The organism is Micrococcus sp. iso_239 (assembly GCF_056173395.1).
In genome coordinates this window covers 770121-790272 of the sequence record NZ_CM149672.1, presented here as the reverse complement: position 1 = coordinate 790272, position 20152 = coordinate 770121, and the positions used below count along the sequence as shown (strand labels likewise).

At 73.7% G+C, this 20152-nt stretch carries 20 protein-coding genes; 5 read left to right on the top strand and 15 right to left on the bottom strand.

Translation table 11 applies throughout. From position 1 onward, the window contains the following. Positions 1–159: 159 nt before the first annotated feature. From AC0VX2_RS03680 to AC0VX2_RS03635, 10 genes are all read right to left on the bottom strand, one after another. Entirely contained in the window at positions 160–1227 is a 1068-nt protein-coding gene (locus AC0VX2_RS03680) for a 2,3-butanediol dehydrogenase (protein ID WP_029248220.1), read from the bottom strand. A 217-nt stretch (positions 1228–1444) separates the two neighbouring features. Next, complete coding sequence (gene prfB / locus AC0VX2_RS03675; RefSeq protein WP_049147200.1) at positions 1445–2566, bottom strand: peptide chain release factor 2; 1122 nt, start codon at positions 2564–2566, stop codon at positions 1445–1447. 12 nt (positions 2567–2578) lie between these two features. Beyond that, positions 2579–3313 carry an alpha/beta fold hydrolase gene (locus AC0VX2_RS03670; protein ID WP_020628136.1) on the bottom strand — a complete coding sequence of 245 codons (735 nt, stop codon included), beginning with the start codon at positions 3311–3313 and terminating at the stop codon, positions 2579–2581. Then, complete coding sequence (locus AC0VX2_RS03665; protein WP_020628137.1) at positions 3310–3768, bottom strand: Tad domain-containing protein; 459 nt, start codon at positions 3766–3768, stop codon at positions 3310–3312. The genes AC0VX2_RS03670 and AC0VX2_RS03665 overlap by 4 nt, the downstream gene beginning before the upstream one ends. After that, a complete protein-coding gene (locus AC0VX2_RS03660) occupies positions 3768–4196 on the bottom strand; it encodes a hypothetical protein (RefSeq protein WP_020628138.1) in 429 nt (142 codons plus the stop codon). Before AC0VX2_RS03660 ends, AC0VX2_RS03665 begins: the two co-directional genes overlap by 1 nt. Further along, the gene (locus tag AC0VX2_RS03655; RefSeq protein ID WP_225348400.1) at positions 4180–4608 is read right to left on the bottom strand and encodes a TadE/TadG family type IV pilus assembly protein; all 429 of its coding nucleotides are present in this window, start codon (positions 4606–4608) and stop codon (positions 4180–4182) included. The genes AC0VX2_RS03660 and AC0VX2_RS03655 overlap by 17 nt, the downstream gene beginning before the upstream one ends. Positions 4609–4610: 2 nt before the next feature. Beyond that, on the bottom strand, positions 4611–4817 hold the full coding sequence (locus AC0VX2_RS03650; RefSeq protein WP_010079078.1) for a hypothetical protein: 207 nt from the start codon (positions 4815–4817) through the stop codon (positions 4611–4613). A gap of 87 nt (positions 4818–4904) precedes the next feature. Next, a complete protein-coding gene (locus tag AC0VX2_RS03645) occupies positions 4905–5846 on the bottom strand; it encodes a type II secretion system F family protein (protein ID WP_010079079.1) in 942 nt (313 codons plus the stop codon). Next, positions 5843–6700, bottom strand: a complete 858-nt coding sequence (locus AC0VX2_RS03640; protein WP_010079080.1) for a type II secretion system F family protein — start codon at positions 6698–6700, stop codon at positions 5843–5845. Before AC0VX2_RS03640 ends, AC0VX2_RS03645 begins: the two co-directional genes overlap by 4 nt. Then, on the bottom strand, positions 6700–7926 hold the full coding sequence (locus AC0VX2_RS03635) for a TadA family conjugal transfer-associated ATPase (protein WP_010079081.1): 1227 nt from the start codon (positions 7924–7926) through the stop codon (positions 6700–6702). Before AC0VX2_RS03635 ends, AC0VX2_RS03640 begins: the two co-directional genes overlap by 1 nt. 237 nt (positions 7927–8163) lie before the next feature. Here AC0VX2_RS03635 and AC0VX2_RS03630 point away from each other — a divergent pair, with 237 nt between their 5' ends. Continuing rightward, a complete protein-coding gene (locus AC0VX2_RS03630; protein ID WP_020628140.1) occupies positions 8164–11163 on the top strand; it encodes an FtsK/SpoIIIE domain-containing protein in 3000 nt (999 codons plus the stop codon). 531 nt (positions 11164–11694) lie between these two features. After that, the gene (locus AC0VX2_RS03625) at positions 11695–12273 is read left to right on the top strand and encodes a dienelactone hydrolase family protein (protein WP_020628141.1); all 579 of its coding nucleotides are present in this window, start codon (positions 11695–11697) and stop codon (positions 12271–12273) included. A 19-nt stretch (positions 12274–12292) separates the two neighbouring features. Here the strand turns inward: AC0VX2_RS03625 and AC0VX2_RS03620 are convergent, their stop codons facing one another. Next, the gene (locus tag AC0VX2_RS03620) at positions 12293–13696 is read right to left on the bottom strand and encodes an MFS transporter (protein ID WP_020628142.1); all 1404 of its coding nucleotides are present in this window, start codon (positions 13694–13696) and stop codon (positions 12293–12295) included. Between the two features lie 71 nt (positions 13697–13767). Further along, complete coding sequence (locus AC0VX2_RS03615) at positions 13768–14349, bottom strand: LURP-one-related/scramblase family protein (RefSeq protein WP_336638645.1); 582 nt, start codon at positions 14347–14349, stop codon at positions 13768–13770. 141 nt (positions 14350–14490) lie between these two features. On the opposite strand from AC0VX2_RS03615, the gene AC0VX2_RS03610 reads away from it, so the two are divergent. From AC0VX2_RS03610 to AC0VX2_RS03600, 3 genes are read left to right on the top strand one after another with little or no spacing between them, the layout of a single operon-like run. Continuing rightward, the gene (locus AC0VX2_RS03610; protein WP_036313995.1) at positions 14491–15681 is read left to right on the top strand and encodes an LLM class flavin-dependent oxidoreductase; all 1191 of its coding nucleotides are present in this window, start codon (positions 14491–14493) and stop codon (positions 15679–15681) included. After that, complete coding sequence (locus AC0VX2_RS03605; RefSeq protein WP_020628145.1) at positions 15678–16367, top strand: FMN reductase; 690 nt, start codon at positions 15678–15680, stop codon at positions 16365–16367. Before AC0VX2_RS03610 ends, AC0VX2_RS03605 begins: the two co-directional genes overlap by 4 nt. Beyond that, positions 16339–16884, top strand: coding sequence for a MarR family winged helix-turn-helix transcriptional regulator (locus AC0VX2_RS03600; RefSeq protein ID WP_020628146.1), 546 nt, complete (start codon positions 16339–16341; stop codon positions 16882–16884). Before AC0VX2_RS03605 ends, AC0VX2_RS03600 begins: the two co-directional genes overlap by 29 nt. 105 nt (positions 16885–16989) lie before the next feature. On the opposite strand, the gene AC0VX2_RS03595 is transcribed toward AC0VX2_RS03600, so the two are convergent. The 3 genes from AC0VX2_RS03595 to priA all read right to left on the bottom strand — a co-directional run bounded on the left by AC0VX2_RS03595 (position 16990) and on the right by priA (position 20122). Continuing rightward, positions 16990–18216 (bottom strand): trypsin-like serine protease, encoded by a 1227-nt coding sequence (locus tag AC0VX2_RS03595; RefSeq protein ID WP_223247523.1) that lies wholly within the window; start codon positions 18214–18216, stop codon positions 16990–16992. Positions 18217–18338: 122 nt separating this feature from the next. Continuing rightward, on the bottom strand, positions 18339–19340 hold the full coding sequence (locus tag AC0VX2_RS03590; RefSeq protein WP_078025993.1) for an SseB family protein: 1002 nt from the start codon (positions 19338–19340) through the stop codon (positions 18339–18341). Beyond that, positions 19337–20122 (bottom strand): bifunctional 1-(5-phosphoribosyl)-5-((5-phosphoribosylamino)methylideneamino)imidazole-4-carboxamide isomerase/phosphoribosylanthranilate isomerase PriA, encoded by a 786-nt coding sequence (gene priA / locus AC0VX2_RS03585; protein WP_020628149.1) that lies wholly within the window; start codon positions 20120–20122, stop codon positions 19337–19339. The genes AC0VX2_RS03590 and priA overlap by 4 nt, the downstream gene beginning before the upstream one ends. Positions 20123–20152: the final 30 nt, after the last annotated feature.

Below are 20152 nucleotides of genomic sequence, written 5' to 3'. Positions count from 1 at the left end.
TCACGATTCACTCAAATGCAGTCTATGACCCCGGTCACAGGCGCGCCAGGGAGCGACGCGTCTGTGACGGCGCGCCGCGGCACAGGGACCACGACGGCCCGCACCCGCGGCGCGCGGGTGCGGGCCGTCGTCGGGACGTCCGGGGATCGGGCCGGAGCCTCAGAGGCCCTGGCCGGTGGGCGAGACGAGGATCTTCACGGCCGTCTCGTTGTGGTGGATGAGGGTCTCGAAGCCCTGGTCGACCAGGTCGTCGAGGCCGATCTTGCCGGTGATGAACGGCGCGAGGTCCACGGCGCCGTCCTCGACCATGCGGATGGTGTCCGCGTGGTCGTTCGCGTACGCGATGGTGCCGCGCAGGTCGATCTCCTTCATCACCAGCTTGTGCAGGGCCACGGCGGGCTCGTGGCCCCAGATGGACTCGTTGACGATCACCCCGCCGGGACGCACCGCGTCCAGCAGCATGTCCAGCACCACGTCCACCGAGGTGCACTCGAAGCCCACGTCCGCGCCCTGGCCGTCGTGCAGCTCGCGGATCTTCGCGGGCACGTCCACCTCGCGGGGGTCGAATGCCTCGTCTACCACGCCGGCCTCGAGCACCTTCTGGCGGCGCAGCTCCGAGAGCTCGGAGACGTACACCGTCAGGCCCTTGCCCTTGAGCACGGCCGCCGTGAGCGCGCCGATGGGGCCGGCGCCACCGATCACGGCCACGCCCGACGTCGGAGAGCCGGCCCGCACCCACGCGTGGTGGGCCACGGAGAGCGGCTCGATGAGCGCGGCCTGGTCGAGAGGCACGGAGTCGGCCACGGGGTGGACCCAGCGGCGCCGCACCGCGATCTGCTCGGCCAGGCCGCCGCCGTCGCCGCCCAGGCCGATGAAGTTCATGTCCGGCGCGAGGTTGTAGTCCGGTCGGTCCTGGTCCTCCTCGCGCACGATGTACGGCTCCACGACGACCTTCTGGCCGACCTCGAGGTCCGTGACGCCCTCGCCCAGGGCGGCGACGGTGCCGGACATCTCGTGGCCGAGCGTGACGGGGGCGGCGTCACCGGAGATCGGGTGCGGGTGCCCGGCCGGCGGGATGAAGATCGGGCCCTCGAGGTACTCGTGCAGGTCCGTGCCGCAGATGCCGCACCACGCGACGTCCACGAGGACCTGCCCCGGGCCGGCCGTGGGCGAGTCGATCTCCTCGATGCGGATGTCCTTCTTGCCGTGCCAACGGGCGGCGCGCATGGTCATGCTGGTCGACCTCCTGGGTGGGAATGGAGTCTGGTGCCGGACCGGCGCGCGGGGGCGCCTGCCCGGTGCTTCGAGCATCCCACCGGGCCGGTCTCCCGGGCCAGGCCCGAGGCCCCTGCGGGGGCTTGAACGGCGACGCCGGCCCGCGCCTCGCTGCGGAGGTGCGGGCCGGCGTCGTGGTGGCCTGGGCGGCGGGGCCGCGCCGTGGGGCTCAGTCCTCCTGGGCGGCCTTGACCTGCTCGGCGCGCCAGCGGATCCCGGCGTCCACGAAATCGTCGATGTGGCCGTCGAACACGGAGGAGGGGTTGCCCTCCTCGTGGCCCGTGCGCAGGTCCTTGACCATCTGGTACGGGTTCAGCACGTAGGACCGCATCTGGTCGCCCCAGGACGCCTTGACGTCACCGGCCATCTCCTTCTTCTTCGCGTCCTCCTCGGCCTTGCGCAGCAGCAGCAGGCGGGACTGGAGCACACGCAGGGCGGCGGCACGGTTCTGGATCTGCGACTTCTCGTTCTGCATGGACACGACGATGCCGGTGGGCAGGTGCGTCATGCGGACGGCGGAGTCCGTGGTGTTCACGGACTGGCCGCCGGGGCCCGAGGAGCGGAACACGTCCACCTTGATCTCGGACTCGGGGATCTCGATGGAGTCGTCCGACTCGATCAGCGGCACCACCTCGACCGCCGCGAAGGACGTCTGGCGGCGGCCCTGGTTGTCGAAGGGGCTGATGCGCACGAGGCGGTGCGTGCCGGCCTCCACGGAGAGGGTGCCGAACGCGTAGGGCGCGTTGACCTCGAAGGTGACGGACTTCAGGCCGGCCTCCTCCGCGTAGGAGGTGTCCATGACCTTGGTGGACCAGCCGCGCTGCTCGGCCCAGCGCAGGTACATGCGCATGAGGGTCTCGGCGAAGTCGGCCGCGTCCACGCCGCCGGCGCCCGCGCGGATGGTCACGACGGCGTCGCGCTGGTCGTACTCGCCGCTGAGCAGCGTGACGACCTCGAGTTCCTCCAGGGCCTTGCGGATGGAGGTCAGCTCCTGGTTCGCGTCGTCGAGGAGGGAGGGCTCGTCCTCCTCCGCGGCGAGCTCGACCATGGTCTCCAGGTCCTCGATGCGGCTCTCCAGGGAGGTGATGCGCTTGAGGTCCGTCTGACGGTGGGAGAGCTTGGAGGTGACCTTCTGGGCCTCCTCCGGGTCGTCCCAGAGGTCCGGTGCGGAGGCCTGCTGCTCCAGTTCGGCGATGTCCGCCTTGATGCGGTCGAGGTCCGAGACCTGCTCGATGGAGGCCAGGGTGTGGCGCAGGGAGTCGATCTCCGCGGAGAAGTCAGTGTCAGCCATGATTCGGCCAGCCTACCGCGTGGGGTGGACGCCGGTCGTGTGCCAGCGGCGGATCGCCGCCGCGACGGCCTCGGGCTCCGTGACGTGCGGCCAGTGGCCCGGGCCGACGTCGACGACGGTGGCGTGCTGAGTGACCGCGTCCAGGTCCCGTTGGTGGACGTCCCGGGTGCTGCGCACGTACAGCGTCGGGACGGTGATGCCGGCCCAGAGGGCACGGGTGTCCGCGGCGAGGACGGCGGCCCAGAGCTCGCGCATCGGATGGTCCGGCGTGGCGTCCAGGTCGGCCAGCATCCGCTCGTGCCACGGCTCCGGGACGAGGAGGTCCCGCGCGAGCGAGGCGCGGAGCACGCTCCGCCAGTCCGAGCGGGCGGCGAGGCGGGCCTTGTCCGCCCGGGCGGCCAGGGCGGTGTCCGTCACCGGGACGTTCGAGTCGATGACCACGAGGGCGCGGGGTCGCACCAGCCCGTCGGCGACGGCGCGCAGCGCGATGACCCCGCCCGTGCTGTGGCCGATCAGCAGCCCCGGCACGGGGCCGGCCTGCGCCGCCCAGGTGCGGGCAGCGTCGAGGACGGGGTCCGCATCGATCGCCGGCCGTGCGGCCCGGGGGCGGCCCTGACCGCCGGCGTCCGTGCCCGGGTGGCCGGGCAGGGCGGGCGAGGCGGCGAGGTCGGCCGCGGCGCCGAGTGCGGCGGCGAGAGGCTCGAAGTGGGCGGGTCGGCCACCGATGCCGTGGAGGAAGCGGTTCACCGGGCCAGGCTAGTGCGACTGCTGCCCGTCGCCTCGAGGGGGACCGACAGGGGCAGTGTCCCCGCGAACGGGCCGGTCATGGCGAACAGATCGGCCCGGGCGTCGAGGGTGACGACGACGGTGCTGCCGTCCTCGGCCACGCGGGCGGTCATCCCGCCGAGCCCGGGCACGGCCTCCTGAGCACCGACGGCCGCGAGGTGTGCGCTGGCGGAGGCGGCGACGTCGTCGTCGGAGAGCACGACGCCCGGGTCCTCCCCCAGCCGGAAGCCGAGCTCCTCTGCCCCGGCGATGGCCGCCGAGTCCGCGAGCGACTGAAGGCGGCGGTGCTGCAACTGCACGGTGGTGACCGCGAGCATGACCAGCATGAGGGCCACGAGCACGGCGCACAGGCCGACGGTGAGGACGGTGGTCTGCCCGTCGTCGTGACCCAGGCGAGCGGTGAGGCGGCGGCGCATCAGAACCTCGGCACCGTCTGCCGGGCGTCGGAACCCACCGTCACGGGGGTCAGCGACCACGCTGCCGGCGTGAGGGGGACGGTCACCGCCACGTCCACCCGCACGGCGACGACCTCCCCCGGTTCGAGCGTGCCACAGCCGCCCTGGTCGCAGCCGACGGTCAGGTCGTACTGGCCGGCGCCCACGCCGTAGTCGGCGAGCGTGAGCTCGACGGTGGCGTGGGCGGCGCCTGCGCTGGGGTGATCGGCCTCGGCGACCACGGCCTTGACGGCCTGGTCAGCGGCAGCGACCGAGGCGAACGCCGCGGCCTGGACCTGGGAGACGTAGATCATCAGGTACACCACGGGGATCAGCAGGACGAGGGTGAGGCCCAGGAATTCGACCGTGGCCGCTCCCCGCTCGTCGCGGACGTCATTGACGGAACGCATGACCGCTCACCTCCACGGGGATCGGGCCCGGCAGGAACCCCAGGCCGGGCAGCGAGCTCGAGACCGTGACGCGCAGGACCGGGACCCCGTCCTGGCTGGTGAGCTCCGCGGCGACGTCGGCCCCGGACTGGCCGGGCACGCCGGAGGAGAGCAGCTCTCGAGCCCGCTGGACGCCGTCCTCGGGACTCCGGTCCGCGAGCGCCCCGTACCGGGCGCCGGCGGAGGCGGCGTCGATCATCACGTTGCGCGTGTGGATCACGACGCCGGCCTGGAGCAGCGCCGCGAAGAGCAGGACGACCAGGGTCATCACCATGGTGGACTCGGCCACCGCGGCGCCCCGGTCGTCCCGCCAGCGGACGCCCATGTGGACGCCACGGGGCACCGGCACGGCGTGGACAGCACCCCGGGGCATGCTCAGCCGCCCTGGGACACCTGGGAGATGGCCTGGTTGAACAGTCCCTGGAGCGCCGGCAGGGCGAGGGCCAGCAGGCCGGCCACGAGCACGGCGGACATGAGGGTGATCATCACCCAGCCGGGGACGTCGCCGCGCTCGTCGCGGACGTCGTCGTGGATGAGGGCGCGCAGGGCGGCCAGGACGGTGATGGCGTGGTGGTGGAGCATGGTCCCCTCCTCGGGTGGCCGGCCGCCCGTGCGGCCGGAGTGGATGGTGATCGTGGGTGGATGGATGGACTATTCAGTTGTGGGTCTTCAGAACCCCAGGCGCATCAGGGAGATGCCGGGGAAGACGGCGAAGATCACCGTGAGCGGGAGGATGCCGAACACGAGGGGGACCATCATCTGGATCTCCTTCCGGCCGGCGGCCTCCATGAGCTCGCGGCGACCCATCTCACGCACGTCCTGGGCCTGCGCGCGCAGGACGTCGGCGAGGGGCGTGCCGCGGTCGAGCGCGATGAGCACGCCCCCGATGAACCGTTCGACGGGGGCCAGCTGCACGCGCCGTCCCATGGCCTTGAGCGCCGCGGACAGCGACGCCCCGGCACGCATGTCGGCGAGCGTGGTGCGGAACTCGCCGGCCAGCTCCCCGCGCGCCGTCCCCGCGATGCGTTCGAGCGCTCCGGCGGCGCTCTCCCCCGCGCCCACCGAGAGCGCGAACAGCTCGGCCACGGACGGGAACTCGGAGAGGATGGCCTCGCGCCGCCGTCGCACCCGCAGGGAGAGCAGCTGCTCCCGGAGCAGGAACCCGGCCATGCCGCCGGCGATCACGAGGGCGACCCCCGTGATCACCGGCACGCGGCCCGTGACGGTGAGGCTGAGCGCGAGGACGGCCGCCACGGCGGCCCCCGCGGCCGCGCTCAGGACCTGCTGGGCACGGAAGTCCGTCGACGTGACCGCGAGCCCCGCGGCGGCCAGTTTGCGGTCGAGCGCCGCCCCGCCCGGGGAGATGCGCTGGACCCAGCCGACTCCGGCCTGCACCACGGGATCGAGGATGCGTCCCCACGTTCCCCAGGGCGAGGCGCCCGCACGTTCCTCCTCGAGGAGGCGGGAGGCCGGGATGTGGTGGCGCAGCTGCGGTTCGACCCGTTGCTCGAGGCTGGGGCGCCAGCCCACCGGCTGGGTGACCAGGATGAGGAGCAGTCCCGCCCCGAGGGTGAGGCCCAGGAGCGCAGCCCAGATCAGCGCGGACGTCATGCGAACACCCGCTTCTCCCGGGGCAGCGCGCCGATGCGGAGCATGACGCGGTAGCAGACGACGGAGGCCACCATGCCGGCGAGGAGCACGGCCCCGCCGGCGGCGGACCGATAGGCCGCGACCGCGGCGGGCTGGGTCCCCAGCAGCAGGAGCACGAGCCACGGGGCGCACACCGCCAACCGGGCCGCGTTCACGGTCCACGACTGCCGGGCCTCGAGCTCGGCGCGGATGCGGGCGTCCTGCCGGAGGAACTCGGAGAGGGTCTGCAGCAGACGGCCGATGTCGGCGCCGCCGACCTCGCGGGTCAGGCGCAGCGAGACCACCAGGCGGTCCGCGACGGGGTCGGCCATCCGGGCCTTGAGCCGGTCCAGTGCGTCCACGAAGCGGGCTCCGGCCCGGTAGTCCCGGGCGAACTGCTGGAACGGCTCGCGCAGCCCCTCCGGCCCGGTCTCCCCGAGCTGGATGAGCGCCTCCGGGAGAGTCAGGCCCGCGCGGATGGCCGACCGGGCGTGGTCGATCGCGTCCGGCCACAGCTCGCGCAGTGCCGTGGACCGCCGGCGGGCCTGCCAGGACAGCAGCAGCCAGGGCACGGCCGCGCCGAAGACGGCGAAGCACGCGGCGATGGTCCACGTACTGGTCAGCGACAGGACGAGCAGCCCGACCACGAGACCGCCGACGGCCATGGCGGACACGACGCCGGCCGGGCTGAGACGCTGGATGCCGGACTGGGCGATCAGCACACGCAGGCGCGAGTCGGGGCGGGCGGCCCCGGGTTTCTCCGTGGGAGGGGACCAGAGGGACCACCACAGCAGGAACAGGCCGCAGCCGAGCGCGAGCCCCAGCAGCGCGGCCATCAGCGCAGCCCCACCAGCTCGTGGACGTCCACGCCGCGACGGGCGAGCGCCTCGAACTCCAGGTTCGCACCCTCGTTGAGGCGCAGGTCGCCCTCGGCGTCACGCTGGAAGAGCGCCGACGTCTCGATGACCCCGCCCTCCACCCGTGAGCCGACGGTGAGGATCTCCCGCACCCGCCGGCGGCCCTGACGGTCGCGCTCGCAGTGCACGACGACGTCGATGCACGTGGCGACCGTCGGGACGACGAAGTCCCGGGAGATGTTCTCCCCGGCCAGCAGCGGCAGCGTGCAGAGCTTCGTGAGCGCGTCCGCGGCCGAGTTCGCGTGGATCGTGCACATGCCGGCCAGGCCGGAGTTCAGAGCGACGAGCATGTCCAGCGCCTCGGCCTCGCGCACCTCGCCGACGATCAGGCGGTCCGGGCGCATCCGCAGCGCCTCCTTGACGAGGCGACGCAGCGGGATCTCGCCGTGGCCCTCCAGGTTCGGCTGGCGGCACTGCAGCCCGACGACGTCGCGCACCGGGATCTGCAGCTCGAAGATCTCCTCCACGGTGATCACCCGCTCCCGCGGGCCGATGGCCGAAGCCAGGCAGTTGAGCAGGGTGGTCTTGCCCGCCTGGGTGGCCCCGCTGACGAGGATGTTCATGCCCGCGTCCACGGCCGCGTCCAGGAAGCGGGCCGCCGTCGGAGTGAGGGAACCGCCCCGGACGAGGTCGTCCAGCCGGCGCGCCCGGGCGATGAACTTCCGGATGTTCACGGCCCAGTGCCGCCGCGTGATGTCGGGGATGGCCACGTGCAGGCGCGAACCGTCTGGCAGGGCCGCGTCGACGAACGGCATCGACAGGTCCAGCCGCCGGCCCGAGGACTTCAACATGACTTCGACGAGGTCCTGCACCTCCTCCTCGGTCAGGACGATGCCCGTCAGCTCGGAGCGGCCGGACCGCGCGCAGTAGACGGCGTCCGGCGCGTTCAGCCAGATCTCCTCCACGGAGGGATCGTCCATGAGCCGCTGGAGCGGCCCGAGGCCCGCGATGCGGTCGAACAGGTCCTGCCGCGCCGCCACGGGATCCTCCAGGTCCGGCAGCGAGCTGACCATCGCGCGGGACTCGTAGTCCGCGGCCGCGTCCTGGATGAGCGTCAGGACCCGGGCGTGCTCACGCTGCGGGTCGATGCCCTGCCGCCGGACGATCTCCCGGATCTCGTCCTCGAGAATGCGCACCGCATCCATGTGTCCCTCCTGTGCCCGATTCGGCGCCATCCCCAGCGCCGCACATGTCTCGATCAGGAAGATACCCCGTTCCGTCGATGCGTGTGGTCCAGGACACCATGACTGTGGACAACGTGGCGGCGGTCCCGTTCGACGGGGAGTTGTCCACAGGCCGCCCGAACCGCCATCAGGCCGTGGCAGGGTCGTCCCCAGGCGGCCGGACGGGCCGGTCGCCGGTCTCAGGAGGGAGGGGCGGGGATGGCCTGGAGCGTGCGGATCCTGGGCGGGGCCGCTCCCGAGACATGGCGGGTGGAGCACTTCCCCGCCGACGCGGACGAGCAGGACCGGGCGGTGCGGGAACGTTTTCCCGCCCGGTCGCTGCACCGGTGCGCTGCCGGGCCGCGCAGCGTGACGTACGCGGAACGGGTCGGGAGTGCACCGGCCCGGGGGCCGGAGCTCGCGGTGGTCACCGAGCACGGACCCGACGCCGGCCGCCTCGTCCCTCTGGGGGAGGGCGGGTTGAGCACGGGACGCGGTGGGGCGCGGCTGCTGCTGGACGACCCCTCTGCCCCGTCGCGGCCGATGCGTCTGCGGCTCGCGCCCACCGGGCTGCACGTCCACGACGGTCCTCGGGACACCGGACGCCTGTGGGACGGCCGCAGCCCGCTCCCTGTGGGCCGGACCGCCCTGGGCCTGGTCCGCGGGCCCGGGGCCGCCCTGCCGCGGCCGGTCACGCCGGAGCCGCCCGCCGTCGACCTCGGATCCCCACCGGCCCGGCAGTCCGTCGTGATCCCGCTGGTGGCGGCCCTGGGCCCGCTGGTGCTCGGGGTCGCCCTGGTCCTGATGATGGGCAACCCGGTGTTCCTGCTGTTCGGTGTGCTGTCCGTGACGGTGGCGCTGGTCATGCTGGCGATGCAGCGCCGTACCCGGCTGCGGCATGCGCGGCTGCTCGCCGCCCGCGCGGACGCGCTCGTGCGCCGGCGGGCTCAGGCGGCACTGAGCCCCGGTGCGGTGGCCCGCGCCGTCCGCTCCGGCGCGACGGACCGCTTCGGGCTGACGTCGGGGGCCGACGAGGCCGTGGCGGTCTCGTGGGGTTCCGGCGTCGGGGCGCTGTCCCTGTCGCGGGACGACCCGGACGAGGCATGGGTGGAGGCCGTCACGTCGCGGCGCACCGTGATGACGACGTCACCGCCGGAGTCGCGCGTCGTCGTGCTCGGGCCGCCGCGCGATGTGGCCGGGGCCTGCCGGTGGGCGGTGTTCCAGCTCCTGCGGCACGCGGTGGCCGCCGACGGCGCGTTCGTGGTGGAGGCCGGTGGAGTCCGCCGCACCTGGTGGTCGGGCGGGTCCGGCCCGCGGCTGCTGGTGTCGGCTCCTGAGGACGCGGCACTGGATCCGGCGTGGCGAGCGTGGCGGGCCGCCATCGGCGGCGACGCGGGGACGACGCCCACGGCCCGGGCGGATCTGCCCTGGACGCGGTACGACTTCACCGGGCCGTCGCCTGCGCCGGGGGACGCCGTCGTCGACCTGCGCGGGCGCACCGTCGTGGTCCCGGCCGAACAACAGCGCTTCGAGGACGTGACCGCCGACGGCCTCGCCGACGGCACCCTGGTCGCCTGGCTGACCGAGCTGGCCGACGACGTCGTGGACCTCGGCCTGCTGCCCGCCGACGACGGCGACGGCACGCTCACACCACCGGGGCAGGTGGGCGCCCGCGATGCCGTCGACGGGCTCACCGTGACCCTCGCCCGTAGCGGCGACGAGACGGGCGTCGTCGAGATGGACCTGGCCGCCGACGGGCCGCACCTGCTCATCGCGGGCACCACGGGATCCGGGAAGTCGGATCTCCTGCTGTCCCTCCTGCTGGGGGCCGCGGCGCACCACCCGCCGGCCGAGGTCGCGTTCCTGCTGCTGGACTTCAAGGGCGGTGCGTCGTTCGGTCCGCTGGGCGCGCTCCCCCACACGATGAGCCTGGAGACCAACCACGTGGGAACGGCCTCGTTGCGGGCGCTGAGCGCCATCCGGGCGGAGCTGCATCGCCGCGAGGCCCTCTTCGCGGAGGCCGGGGTCAGCGACTATCCCGGCTTCCGCCGCCGCCATCCGGACGCGGCGCTGCCTCGGCTCGTCGTGGCGATCGACGAACTGCGCGTGCTCGTGGACGACCACCCGGACGCAGCCGCCGTCCTGCAGCGTCTGGCCGCCACGGGCCGTTCCCTCGGCTTCCACCTCATCCTGGCCACGCAGCGGGCCACGGGTGCGGTGGGCTCGGACCTGCGCTCGAACCTGGGCAGCACGATCGCCCTGCGCACCGCGACGGAGCAGGAGTCGTGGGACCTCGTGGGCACGGCCGCCGCGGCCCGGCTCGACCCGCGTCGCCCCGGCTCCGCGATCCTCTCGACGGCGGGGCGCCCGACGGTCTCGTTCCGCGCATCCCAGTGGACGGTCGACGGCGGCACGCCCGTGTGGCGGCGGCTGGGCGAGGCCGCGGCCGCCCCGGCCGTCGCCCCCTGGGAGGCCGTCGTCTCGGTCCTGGTGGAGAACTACGCGGCGGGTGACTGGCCCACACCCCCGCCCGTGGTCACCCCCGCCCTGCCGGAGCGCTGGGTGCCGGACCGCGCTCGCCGGGCCGAGGCCACGGCCCTGGCCCTGCTCGACGACGCGGCCCACGGCCGGCACCGTCCCTGGCGGTGGCCGACCGGCGCGGAGGGACGCACGGCATGGATCGTCGAGGCCGCGGGCGGTCGCGCGGAGACGCTGGCCGCCGTCGTCGAGGTGGCGCTGCGCAGCGGCCGGCCGGTGGCCGTGCTGGACGGCACCGGGGAGGCCGCGACGGCCGCGCGGTCCGGGACGCCGGTGCTGACCCCGGACGCCGAGGGGGCCGGTGAGGCCGTCCTGGCCCGCCTGCGCGAGCTCGCGGCCGCGGGCGGCACGGCGGTGATCACGGGCTGGAACGCGTGGTCCGGCCTGCGCGTCGGGGACACCTACCGCACGGTCGAGGAGGACGTGCACGACTGGCTCGGCCGTCCGGCGGCCGCCGGGCTGCGGTTGGCGGTGTTCGGCGGCCGAGAGCTGGCGACGGGCCGGCTGCTGCTGCACCTGCCCCACCGCTTCTTCGTGCCGGCCGGGACGAACGCCGAGCACCGGCTCATCTGGCCCCGGCTGACCGAGGTCGAGCCCCTGCCGGGGCGGGCCGTGCACATCAGTCCCGCCGTCCCCGAACCCGGCATGCCCTGCCAGCTCGCGTCTCCCGCCCCGGCGTGACCGCACTGACGGCGATTCCCGTGTGACCGCAGCGGAACGGTGGACTCAGCTCCGACGTCCACCCGGCGAGACGTTCTCCCGTCCTCCGTCGAACGTGGATGCCGTGGTCGAGGTCGCCAGGAGCAGTCGGACAGGGCGCCCCTTCGTCGCCGTACGTCCGAAGCGGCCGCGGCATCGTCCGGCGAAGACGTCCCGAAGGTCGCAGGACGGATGAGGCCAGGAGGCCGCTGGCCGCTCCTGCCTCGAGCAGCCCCGTGACCGATCGCACGAGTGCCTCGGCACTCATGCAGAAGATTCCTCGCCGCTCGCTCGCGCAGTCTCCGACCGCGCGACGTGAAGACTGAGACGGTGCTGTCCTGGGGCCGCCGAGACGAGAACCCAGGGCACCAGTCGGGGAAGCACTGCGCTTGCCCTCCACGCAATGAGCGCCAACTCACCCGTGGCGACAGACGCGAGCCACCTCACGTCTTCGCCCCCGCTCACACACCCCCACGATGGGGCAGCCGCTCACCGCGGTCTACGCTCTGACCCATGGCGCAGATCATCCTCTTCCACCACGCCCTCGGTCTCACGGACGGCGTGCGCGCGCTCGCCGACCAGATCGCCGCCGGCGGTCACACGGTCCACACCCCTGACCTCTACGACGGCCGCACCTTCGCCACCGTGGACGAGGGTGTCGCCCACGCCCAACAGATCGGCTTCGAGGAGATCGGCCGGCGCGGCATGCGGGCGTGTGCCCAGCACCAGGAGGCCTCCGTCGTCGCGGGCATCAGCATGGGTGTGATGCCCGCCTGGCGTGCCGCCCAGGTGGTCCCCGGCTTCCGCGCGTGCATCGCCATGGCCGGCGCCGAGGCCCTCGACGCCTACGCCCCGCTCTGGCAGCCCCACACCGCCCTGCAGATCCACCTCGGCACCCGCGACCCCTGGGCCCTCGAGGGCGACCTCGAGACCGCCCGCTCCTACGCGGCCACCGCCGAGCACCCGGACCGCCCCGCCGACCTCTTCGAGTACGACACGGAGCGGCACCTGTTCATGGACTCCTCCACCGCGGACTTCGACGCGGACCTCACCGCCGTGCTGGTCCGCCGCATCCACGAGCTCCTGGCCTGATGCGCGGAGCAGGCCCAGCTCAGGCGGAGCGCCGCCCGCGCGCCACCGTCGCCAGGGCGGCCAGCAGCACGAGCACGAAGCCCGCGGCCGCCGCGAACACGTAGCCCGCGGACGGGGCCATGCCGTCGATGAACACGCCGGCCAGCGGGGCGCCCATGGCGGCGCCGGCGGTCATGGCCGAGCCGTAGAAGCCCATCGCCTCGCCACGCCGCTCCTCCACCACGAGGTGCGAGAGCCGGGACGAGGCCGAGGCCAGGGTCGGCGCCGTCAGCAGGCCCGAGGGGATCGAGGCCAGCGCGAGCGCCCACACCCCGTCCACGAGCGCGAGCGGCACCGTCGCCACGGCGAACAGCGCCATCAGCAGGTACGGGTGCACCTGGCGGCCCCAGGCCCCGTAGAACAGCCCGCCCACGGCGGAGGCGCCGCACCAGAACGCGTACACCAGACCCACCGACGCCGCGGCGCCCTGCGACTCCAGCTCGGCCACCATCGAGACCTCGGTGCCGACCATGACGATCCCGGCCGCCATCGACACCACGAGCACGCCGAGCACCTCCGACCCAACCCAGGAGAAGTGGCTCCGCCGCCACTGCCGCAGCCGCTCGGCCCGGGCCCGGCGCGGCGCCGTCGTCGGCCCGGAGCCGTCCGCGGCGATGACGGGCAGCGACCCGGTGACGAGGGGGATGGCCTCCGTAATGGCCGGCAGCGCGCCGGTGGCCAGGCTGGGGGCGGCCATCTCCACGTGCATGGGCGCGGCGGTCACCGCCTGGGCGATCGCCTCCTGACGGTCCTGCTCCTCGGTGTAGGGATCCTCGGTCGCCGGTCCGACGACGGCCAGCTGACTCGACCGTGTCGGCGGGTTGAACCACATCAGCAGGATGCCGCCCAGCGCGCTGGAGAGGCCGACGATGGTCAGGCCGAGGGCACTCGACCACGTGGCCGCGACGACGGCGCCCAGCGCCGGGCCCATCATGAAGATCGTCTCCGTGACGATGGAGTCCAGGGCAAACGCCGTCTGCCGGTCCTTGCCGTGGGTGAGCACGCCGAGTCCCTGCCGGACGACGGAGAAGATCGGCAGTGAGAACACGCCGCCCAGGAACACGGCCAGGAGCATCGGCCAGAACGGCAGCCACGGGACGATCGGCCAGATCACCGCCTCCGCGATCACGGAAGGCAACAGTGCACGGCGCAGCCCCTTCGCGTCCACCACGCGGCCCCGCCACGGCGAGCCCACCGCGATGCCCAGCGTCATCGCCGCCCCGGCCAGGCCGGCCTGGCCGTAGCCCAGGCCCAGCGTGAGAGCCACGTGGAGGGTGAGGATCACCCCGGCCGCGGTGTGCGGGAAGCGGGCGATGAACCCCACCGCCAGCAGATGGCGGATCCGAGGGTCCTGCAACAGCCGTCCGTACGCTCCGAAGTCCACCGTCGAATCCTACGGGAGGGGTCAAGGCACGCCCCGGAGGCGCCGTCGAGACGGCCGCGCGCTCGGCGGACTCAGCCGTTGCTGCGCCGTTCCTTGGCCCGGATCAGGTCGAGGGCGATGGCCGTGCCGAGCACGGCGCAGCGCACCACGGGCGGCATGCCGGGGTCCAGGCGCATCTCGTACCGCGAGCGCCCGGCCAGGGCGTTCATGACGCCTCCGAACCGCGCGGTCACGCGGGCGATCGGCTGCTGGCCCACGGTCATGGCGTAGTCGTGGTCCCACAGGTCGCCGGTCACCGCGAAGCACGTGCCGTCCACGACCTCGACGTTCACGGACGTCCGCAGGAACGCGAACTGGCGGACGAGGTGGGCCAGGGGCAGCCCGTCGGCGTCCAGGATCGCGAAGCGGTCGCGGCCGAACGTGGCCGGGTCGGCGAGGCGGAAGAGCACGCGGCCGTCGTCACCGTCGACCACGTCGAAGCTGCGGTTCCCCATCAGCATTCGGCCCAGGCCCCCGCCCGTAGTGACCACCGAGACGACGGTGCGCCCGTCCGGGTCCGTCACCTGGATGTCGTTGGACAGGAAGCTCGTCACCTGCTGCAGGATGAGGACGTCCGTGTGGGCGAGGCGACCGGCGTCGAAGGCGGGGCTCATGGGACCAGTCTGCCGTGTCGGGCCCTGCGGAATATTCAGGACGGGGCGGCTCGTTGTGCGGTATAGTTCATTTTTGAAGAACACGGCGACGGCGCGGCCGGCACCGTGAGACCCGCCCCCGGGCACACTGAGGAGCACACCATGCAGTTCGGCGTCTTCACGATCGGCGACATCACCGCCGATCCGACGAACGGGACCGCCCCCACCGAGCATCAGCGGATCAAGGACACCGTCAAGATCGCCCGCCACGCCGAGCAGGCGGGCTTCGAGGTGTTCGCGACCGGCCAGCACCACAACCCGCCCTTCGTGGCCCCGGGCAACCCGCCCACGCTGCTGGCCTACCTGGCCGCGCAGACCGAGACCCTCCAGCTCTCCACGGCGACGACCCTGATCACCACCATGGACCCGGTGCGTCTGGCCGAGGACTACGCGTACCTGCAGCACCTCGCCGACGGTCGCGTGGACCTGACGATGGGCCGCGGCAACACCGGCCCCGTGTACCCGTGGTTCGGCAAGGACATCCGCCAGGGCATCCAACTCGCCGTGGAGAACTACAACCTCCTCTACCGCCTGTGGCATGAGGAGACCGTGGACTGGAGCGGCAACCACCGCACCCCGCTGCAGGACTTCACCCTCACCCCGCAGCCCCTGGACGGCGTCGCCCCCTTCGTGTGGCACGGCTCCATCCGCTCCCCCGAGATCGCCGAGCAGGCCGCCTACTACGGCGACGGCTACTTCCACAACAACATCTTCTGGAACAAGGAGCACGTCATCCAGATGGTGCGCCTGTACCGCCAGCGCTACGAGTACTACGGCCACGGCAAGGCCCATCAGGCGTACGTGGCCCTGGGCGGCCAGGCCTACATGGCGAAGAACTCGCAGGACGCCGTGGCGGAGTTCCGCCCCTACTTCGACAACGCGCCGGTCTACGGCCACGGCCCGTCCCTCGAGGACTTCTCGAGGATGACGCCCCTGACGGTCGGCTCGCCGCAGCAGGTCATCGAGCGCACGCTCACGTTCCGCGACTGGGTGGGCGACTACCAGCGTCAGATGTTCCTCATCGACCACGCCGGCCTGCCCACGGACACCGTCCTGCGGCAGATCGACCTCTTCGGCGAGGAGGTCCTGCCCGTGCTGCGCAAGGAGTTCGACGCTCTGAAGCCGGACGACGTCCCGGCGGCCCCGACCCACGAGTTCCTCGTGGCACGCGCCCGCCGCGGCGAGGCTCCCGTGCCCGGCGGCAAGGAGGGATCGCAGGCCCAGCTCGACCGCGCGGCGGCCGCCGAGCAGCGCGCCACCGCCGATGCCGCGAAGGGCGGTGCCGCGCAGTGACCACCCCCGGCGCCCCCGATGCCTCCGCCCCGTTCACGCCGCAGGCCCGGCACCTCGCCGTGGTCTCCGGCGGGTCCGGGGACCCGTCCCAGACCCGCATGCTCGCCGAACGCATGGCGGAGTCCGCCTCGGCGGCGCTCTCCGAGCACGGCGTGGTCCCGCAGATCCACCTGATCACGCTGCGGGAGCTCGCCGTGGACATCGCGCAGGCCCTGGTGACCTTCGCCATCTCCCCGGCCCTGCGCGCCGCCCTGGACGAGGTCGCCCAGGCCGACGCCGTCATCGCGGTCTCGCCCACGTACAAGGCCTCCTACTCGGGCCTGTTCAAGTCCTTCTGGGACCTCGCGGAGCCCACGTCCGTCGTCGGGGTGCCCGTGCTCCTCGGCGCCACCGGCGGCACCGCCCGCCACTCGCTCATGATCGACACCGCCATGCGGCCGCTGTTCGCCTACCTCAAGGCCCGCATCGTGCCGACCGCGGTCTTCGCGGCCTCGGACGACTGGGGCGAGGCGGCCGGCGTGCAGGCCTCGATGCGGACCGACCCGCTGCAGTCCCGCATCCGGGCCGCCGGACGCGACCTGGCCGAGATCACCCTGAGCCGCCCCCCGCGGGCACGCGCCGCCGCGCCCGCGGACATCGACCTGGAGGTGACCCCCTTTGAGCAGCTCCTCAACCCCGGCCCCTGAGCCCGCCGCGCAGGACGCGGCGCCGGCGGAGCCCGACGGCGGCTGGTTCGGCTCCGCATCGGAGGCGCACCGCCCGGTGGACCCGCCCAAGCGCGCCTGGCGCGCCTACTTCGAGGCCACCCAGATGCTCACGGAGGTGGTGGAGCGCCGCCTGAAGCAGGACTGCGGCATGTCGCTGGCCGACTACAACCTGCTGCTGCTCCTCTACGAGTCCCCCGAGGGCCGGCTCCGGCTGGGAGAGCTGGCGTCCCGGATGGTCTTCTCCCCGTCGCGCATCACCTACCAGGTGAAGACGCTCGTGGCCCGCGGCCTGATCGACCGCCGCCCGGTGGCCTGTGACCGGCGGGGCTTCGAGGCCGTCCTCACCGACGAGGGCCGGTCCGCCTTCCGGCGCGCCGCGATCGAGCACGCCCGGCAGGTGGACGAGCTCTTCCTCGGCGACCTGGCGCCGGGCGAGGCGGAGTCCCTCACCCGGATCTTCTCCCGCCTGGGGCGGCGGCTCGAGGGGCTGTGCTGACCACGTCCCCACCTGGCCGGGGTCGCCCCGGCCCCGGGACATGACGAGGCCCGGTGATCCGTGCGGGATCACCGGGCCCCGTCGTGTCGTTCGGGGCGGAATCGATCAGCCGACCAGCTGACCGCCCAGGGTCACGGTGGCGTCCGTGGCGGCACCGGCCGCGTCGACCACGGTCACCACCACGGAGCCGCCCGCGGGCACCTCGGCCGGCACGGGCAGCCAGGCGCGGTACTCGCCGGTGAGGTCCAGGCCGTCCTGGCCGAGGACCGTGCCGTCGGCGTCGTAGGCCGTGACGGTGACGGAGGCGAAGCCGCCCTGATCCGTCTGCGCGACCACCTGGGTGCCGTAGGCGACACCCTCGGCGGGCGCGGCCACGACGTCGGTCACGCCCGGCGCAGCGGCCTCGGCGACCGGGGCCTCAGCAGCGGGGGCCGCCTCGGCGGCCTCCTCCTCCGCGGCGGCCTCGGCGCGGGCCTTGAGCTCGGCCGCGATGGCCTCCTCCTCAGCCGGCGTGAACTCGGTCAGCTCGGACTCGTCCACGGCGGGCTCGCCGCCGGTGGGCAGGTCCTCGTCGGCCACGGGGCCCGCGACGTCGGCGATCGCCGGGGCGGTCTCGGCGGCCGGAGCGGTCTCCGCGGCCGCGGCGGTCTCGGCGGCGGGCGCCGCGGAGGCGTCCAGCGCGTCGAGGGACTCGACCGGGACCATGATCGAGGACATCGCCTGGGCGTCGCAGCCCACCACGTTGCCCTCGGCGTCGAAGGTCACCGGGGCGATGCCCGAGATGACCCCGACCACCCGCTGCTGGGCGTCATAGACGGCCCCGCCCGAGTCGCCGGCGTAGGTCGAGGCGGTGTCGAGGGCAACCTGATCCGCGTACGCGTCGTCGCAGACCGTGGCGGCCTCGAAGGTCTGCGTGTGGGACACGGTGTTCGGCGCGCCCAGCGGCACGGACGAGCCGTGGGTGTAGACGGTCTCGCCCACACCGATGGACGAGGCCGGCCGCGTGGACCAGTCGCCCACGACGTCGACGTCGTCGGCCAGGGCCACGCGGACCGCGTCCACGCCCGAATCGCCGGGCAGTGCCGAGACGGTGCCGATCGCGGTGCCGTCGACGTCGCGGACGGTCGAGCCGATCTGCCATTGGCCCGCACCACAGTGGGCCGCGGTGTAGGCGGTGGCGTCGTCGACGATGGTCAGACTGCACGCCCCGGCCGGCGCGGTGATCGCCGAGCCCTGGGTGAGCGTGGTCTGCGCGAGGGCGGGGCCGGCACCGGCCACCACCACCGCGCCCAGCGCCGCGGTGGCGACGCCGGTCAAGGTTCTGGTTCTCATGGGTACTCCTCGGAGGATGGGAGGCATGGGGCCGGCGCGCGGCGCACGGCCTCCAGGATGGGGTGGGGCCACCACGGGCCCTCCCCTCCCCCTCAACGGTACCGGACAGGCCGGGCGACCGATCAGGGTCGGCGGACCGTGATCTCCACGGAGTCGGCCCGCTCGGCCAGCAGCGGCAGGTCTGCCAGGAGGGTCTTGAGCGTGGCCGTCATCAGGCGCACCCCGGCCGCGTCGGCGTCCCGGGTGGGCATCGCGACGATCTGCAGCTCGGGCCCGGCCCCGCCTCCGTTCATCACCGCGCCGGAGCCCGTGTGCGTGGCCACCCCCGACCCGGGTGCGAGGCCCAGGTTGAGCAGGTTCGGGACCAGGTCGGCGACCTCGGCGATCTCGTCCGCGATCTCCTGGTCCCGATAGGCGGGGGTCCACTCCCTCTGCTGGGCGAGCGACCACACGGCCGGGCGTCGCACCACGTACGTGTGCTCGGCGCCGGCGTCGATGACGACGAGCTCACAGCCCTCGTCCACGGCGGACAGGCAGGCACGCGGCAGCCACACGGCCACGGGTCGGGCGACCGGGTTCCACGCCGTCAGCGCGGGCACGTTCGTGAACACCGGCAGCGCCTGCCGGCCGTCCGGCGCGCGCATGGTCACGAGGGCCACGTCCGCGGCCTTGTCCCCGTGCGCCGCGACGTCGTGCTCGTGACCGGTGTGGTCGGCGTGGTCGTGGACGTCGTCCTCGTCCCCGGCGAGGGTGGGCACGACGGCGGCGAACACGCGGATGCGCGCGAGCACCTCCGTCACCTCCCGCTCACCGGCGGAGCCGTCCGTCAGGGCCGACATGACGGCGGTCCACTCGGCCGGGCTGGTGCCGTCGTCCTCGTCGAACACGTGCAACGGGTTCGCGGAGCCGTCCACGCCGGGGCCGGAGAGGTCACGGCCCTGCCACGGGACGCCCGCGGTGTCCGCGGTGTTCTCGCCCGCGGTCTTCTCCCGCATGCGGTCGAGTGCGGCCCGGATGTGCCCCGGCAGCTCCCGGGCCGCCGGATGCGGCACCGCGACCGTCTCGTCGATCGGACCGAGCCCGTCGTCGCGGGCCAGGCCGCCGTCGTCGTGCGAGCCCGTCACGGGGCGACCGGGCCGGGCTGCTCGGAGCGCGCCTGCTCCACCGTGGCGCCGCCGGCGACGGCCAGCGCCTGCTCCAGGCTGAAGCGGCCGGCGTACAGCGCCTTGCCCATGATCGCGCCCTCGACGCCCTGGCCGGTCATGGCCGCGAGCGCGGCAACGTCCTCGAGGGAGGAGATGCCGCCCGAGGCGACGACCGGCTTCGCGGTCTTCGCGCAGACCTGGGCGAGCAGCTCCGTGTTCGGCCCCTTGAGCGTGCCGTCCTTCGTGACGTCGGTGACCACGTAGCGGGCGCAGCCGGCATCCTCGAGGCGGGCGAGCACCTCCCAGAGGTCGCCGCCCTCCTTGGTCCAGCCGCGGGCGGCGAGCGTGGTGCCGCGCACGTCGAGGCCCACGGCCACCCGGTCGCCGAAGCGCTCGATGACGCGCGCGGTCCAGTCCGGGTCCTCGAGGGCGGCGGTGCCCAGGTTCACGCGCGCCGCACCCATCTCGAGGGCGTTCTCGAGCGAGGCGTCGTCGCGGATGCCGCCGGACAGCTCGATCTTCACGCCGATCTCCTCCACCACACGGCGCATGACCTCGCGGTTGTCACCGCGACCGAAGGCCGCGTCCAGGTCCACGAGGTGGATCCACTCCGCGCCGGCGCGCTGCCAGTCCAGGGCGGCGGTGACCGGGTCGCCGTACGAGGTGGCGCTGCCGGCCTCGCCCTGGACGAGGCGGACGGCCTGGCCGTCCTGGACGTCGACGGCGGGCAGCAGCTCGAGGGCGGGGGCGTTCGGGGTCATGGGGTTCCTCTCGGGTGGGGCGGCCGGCGC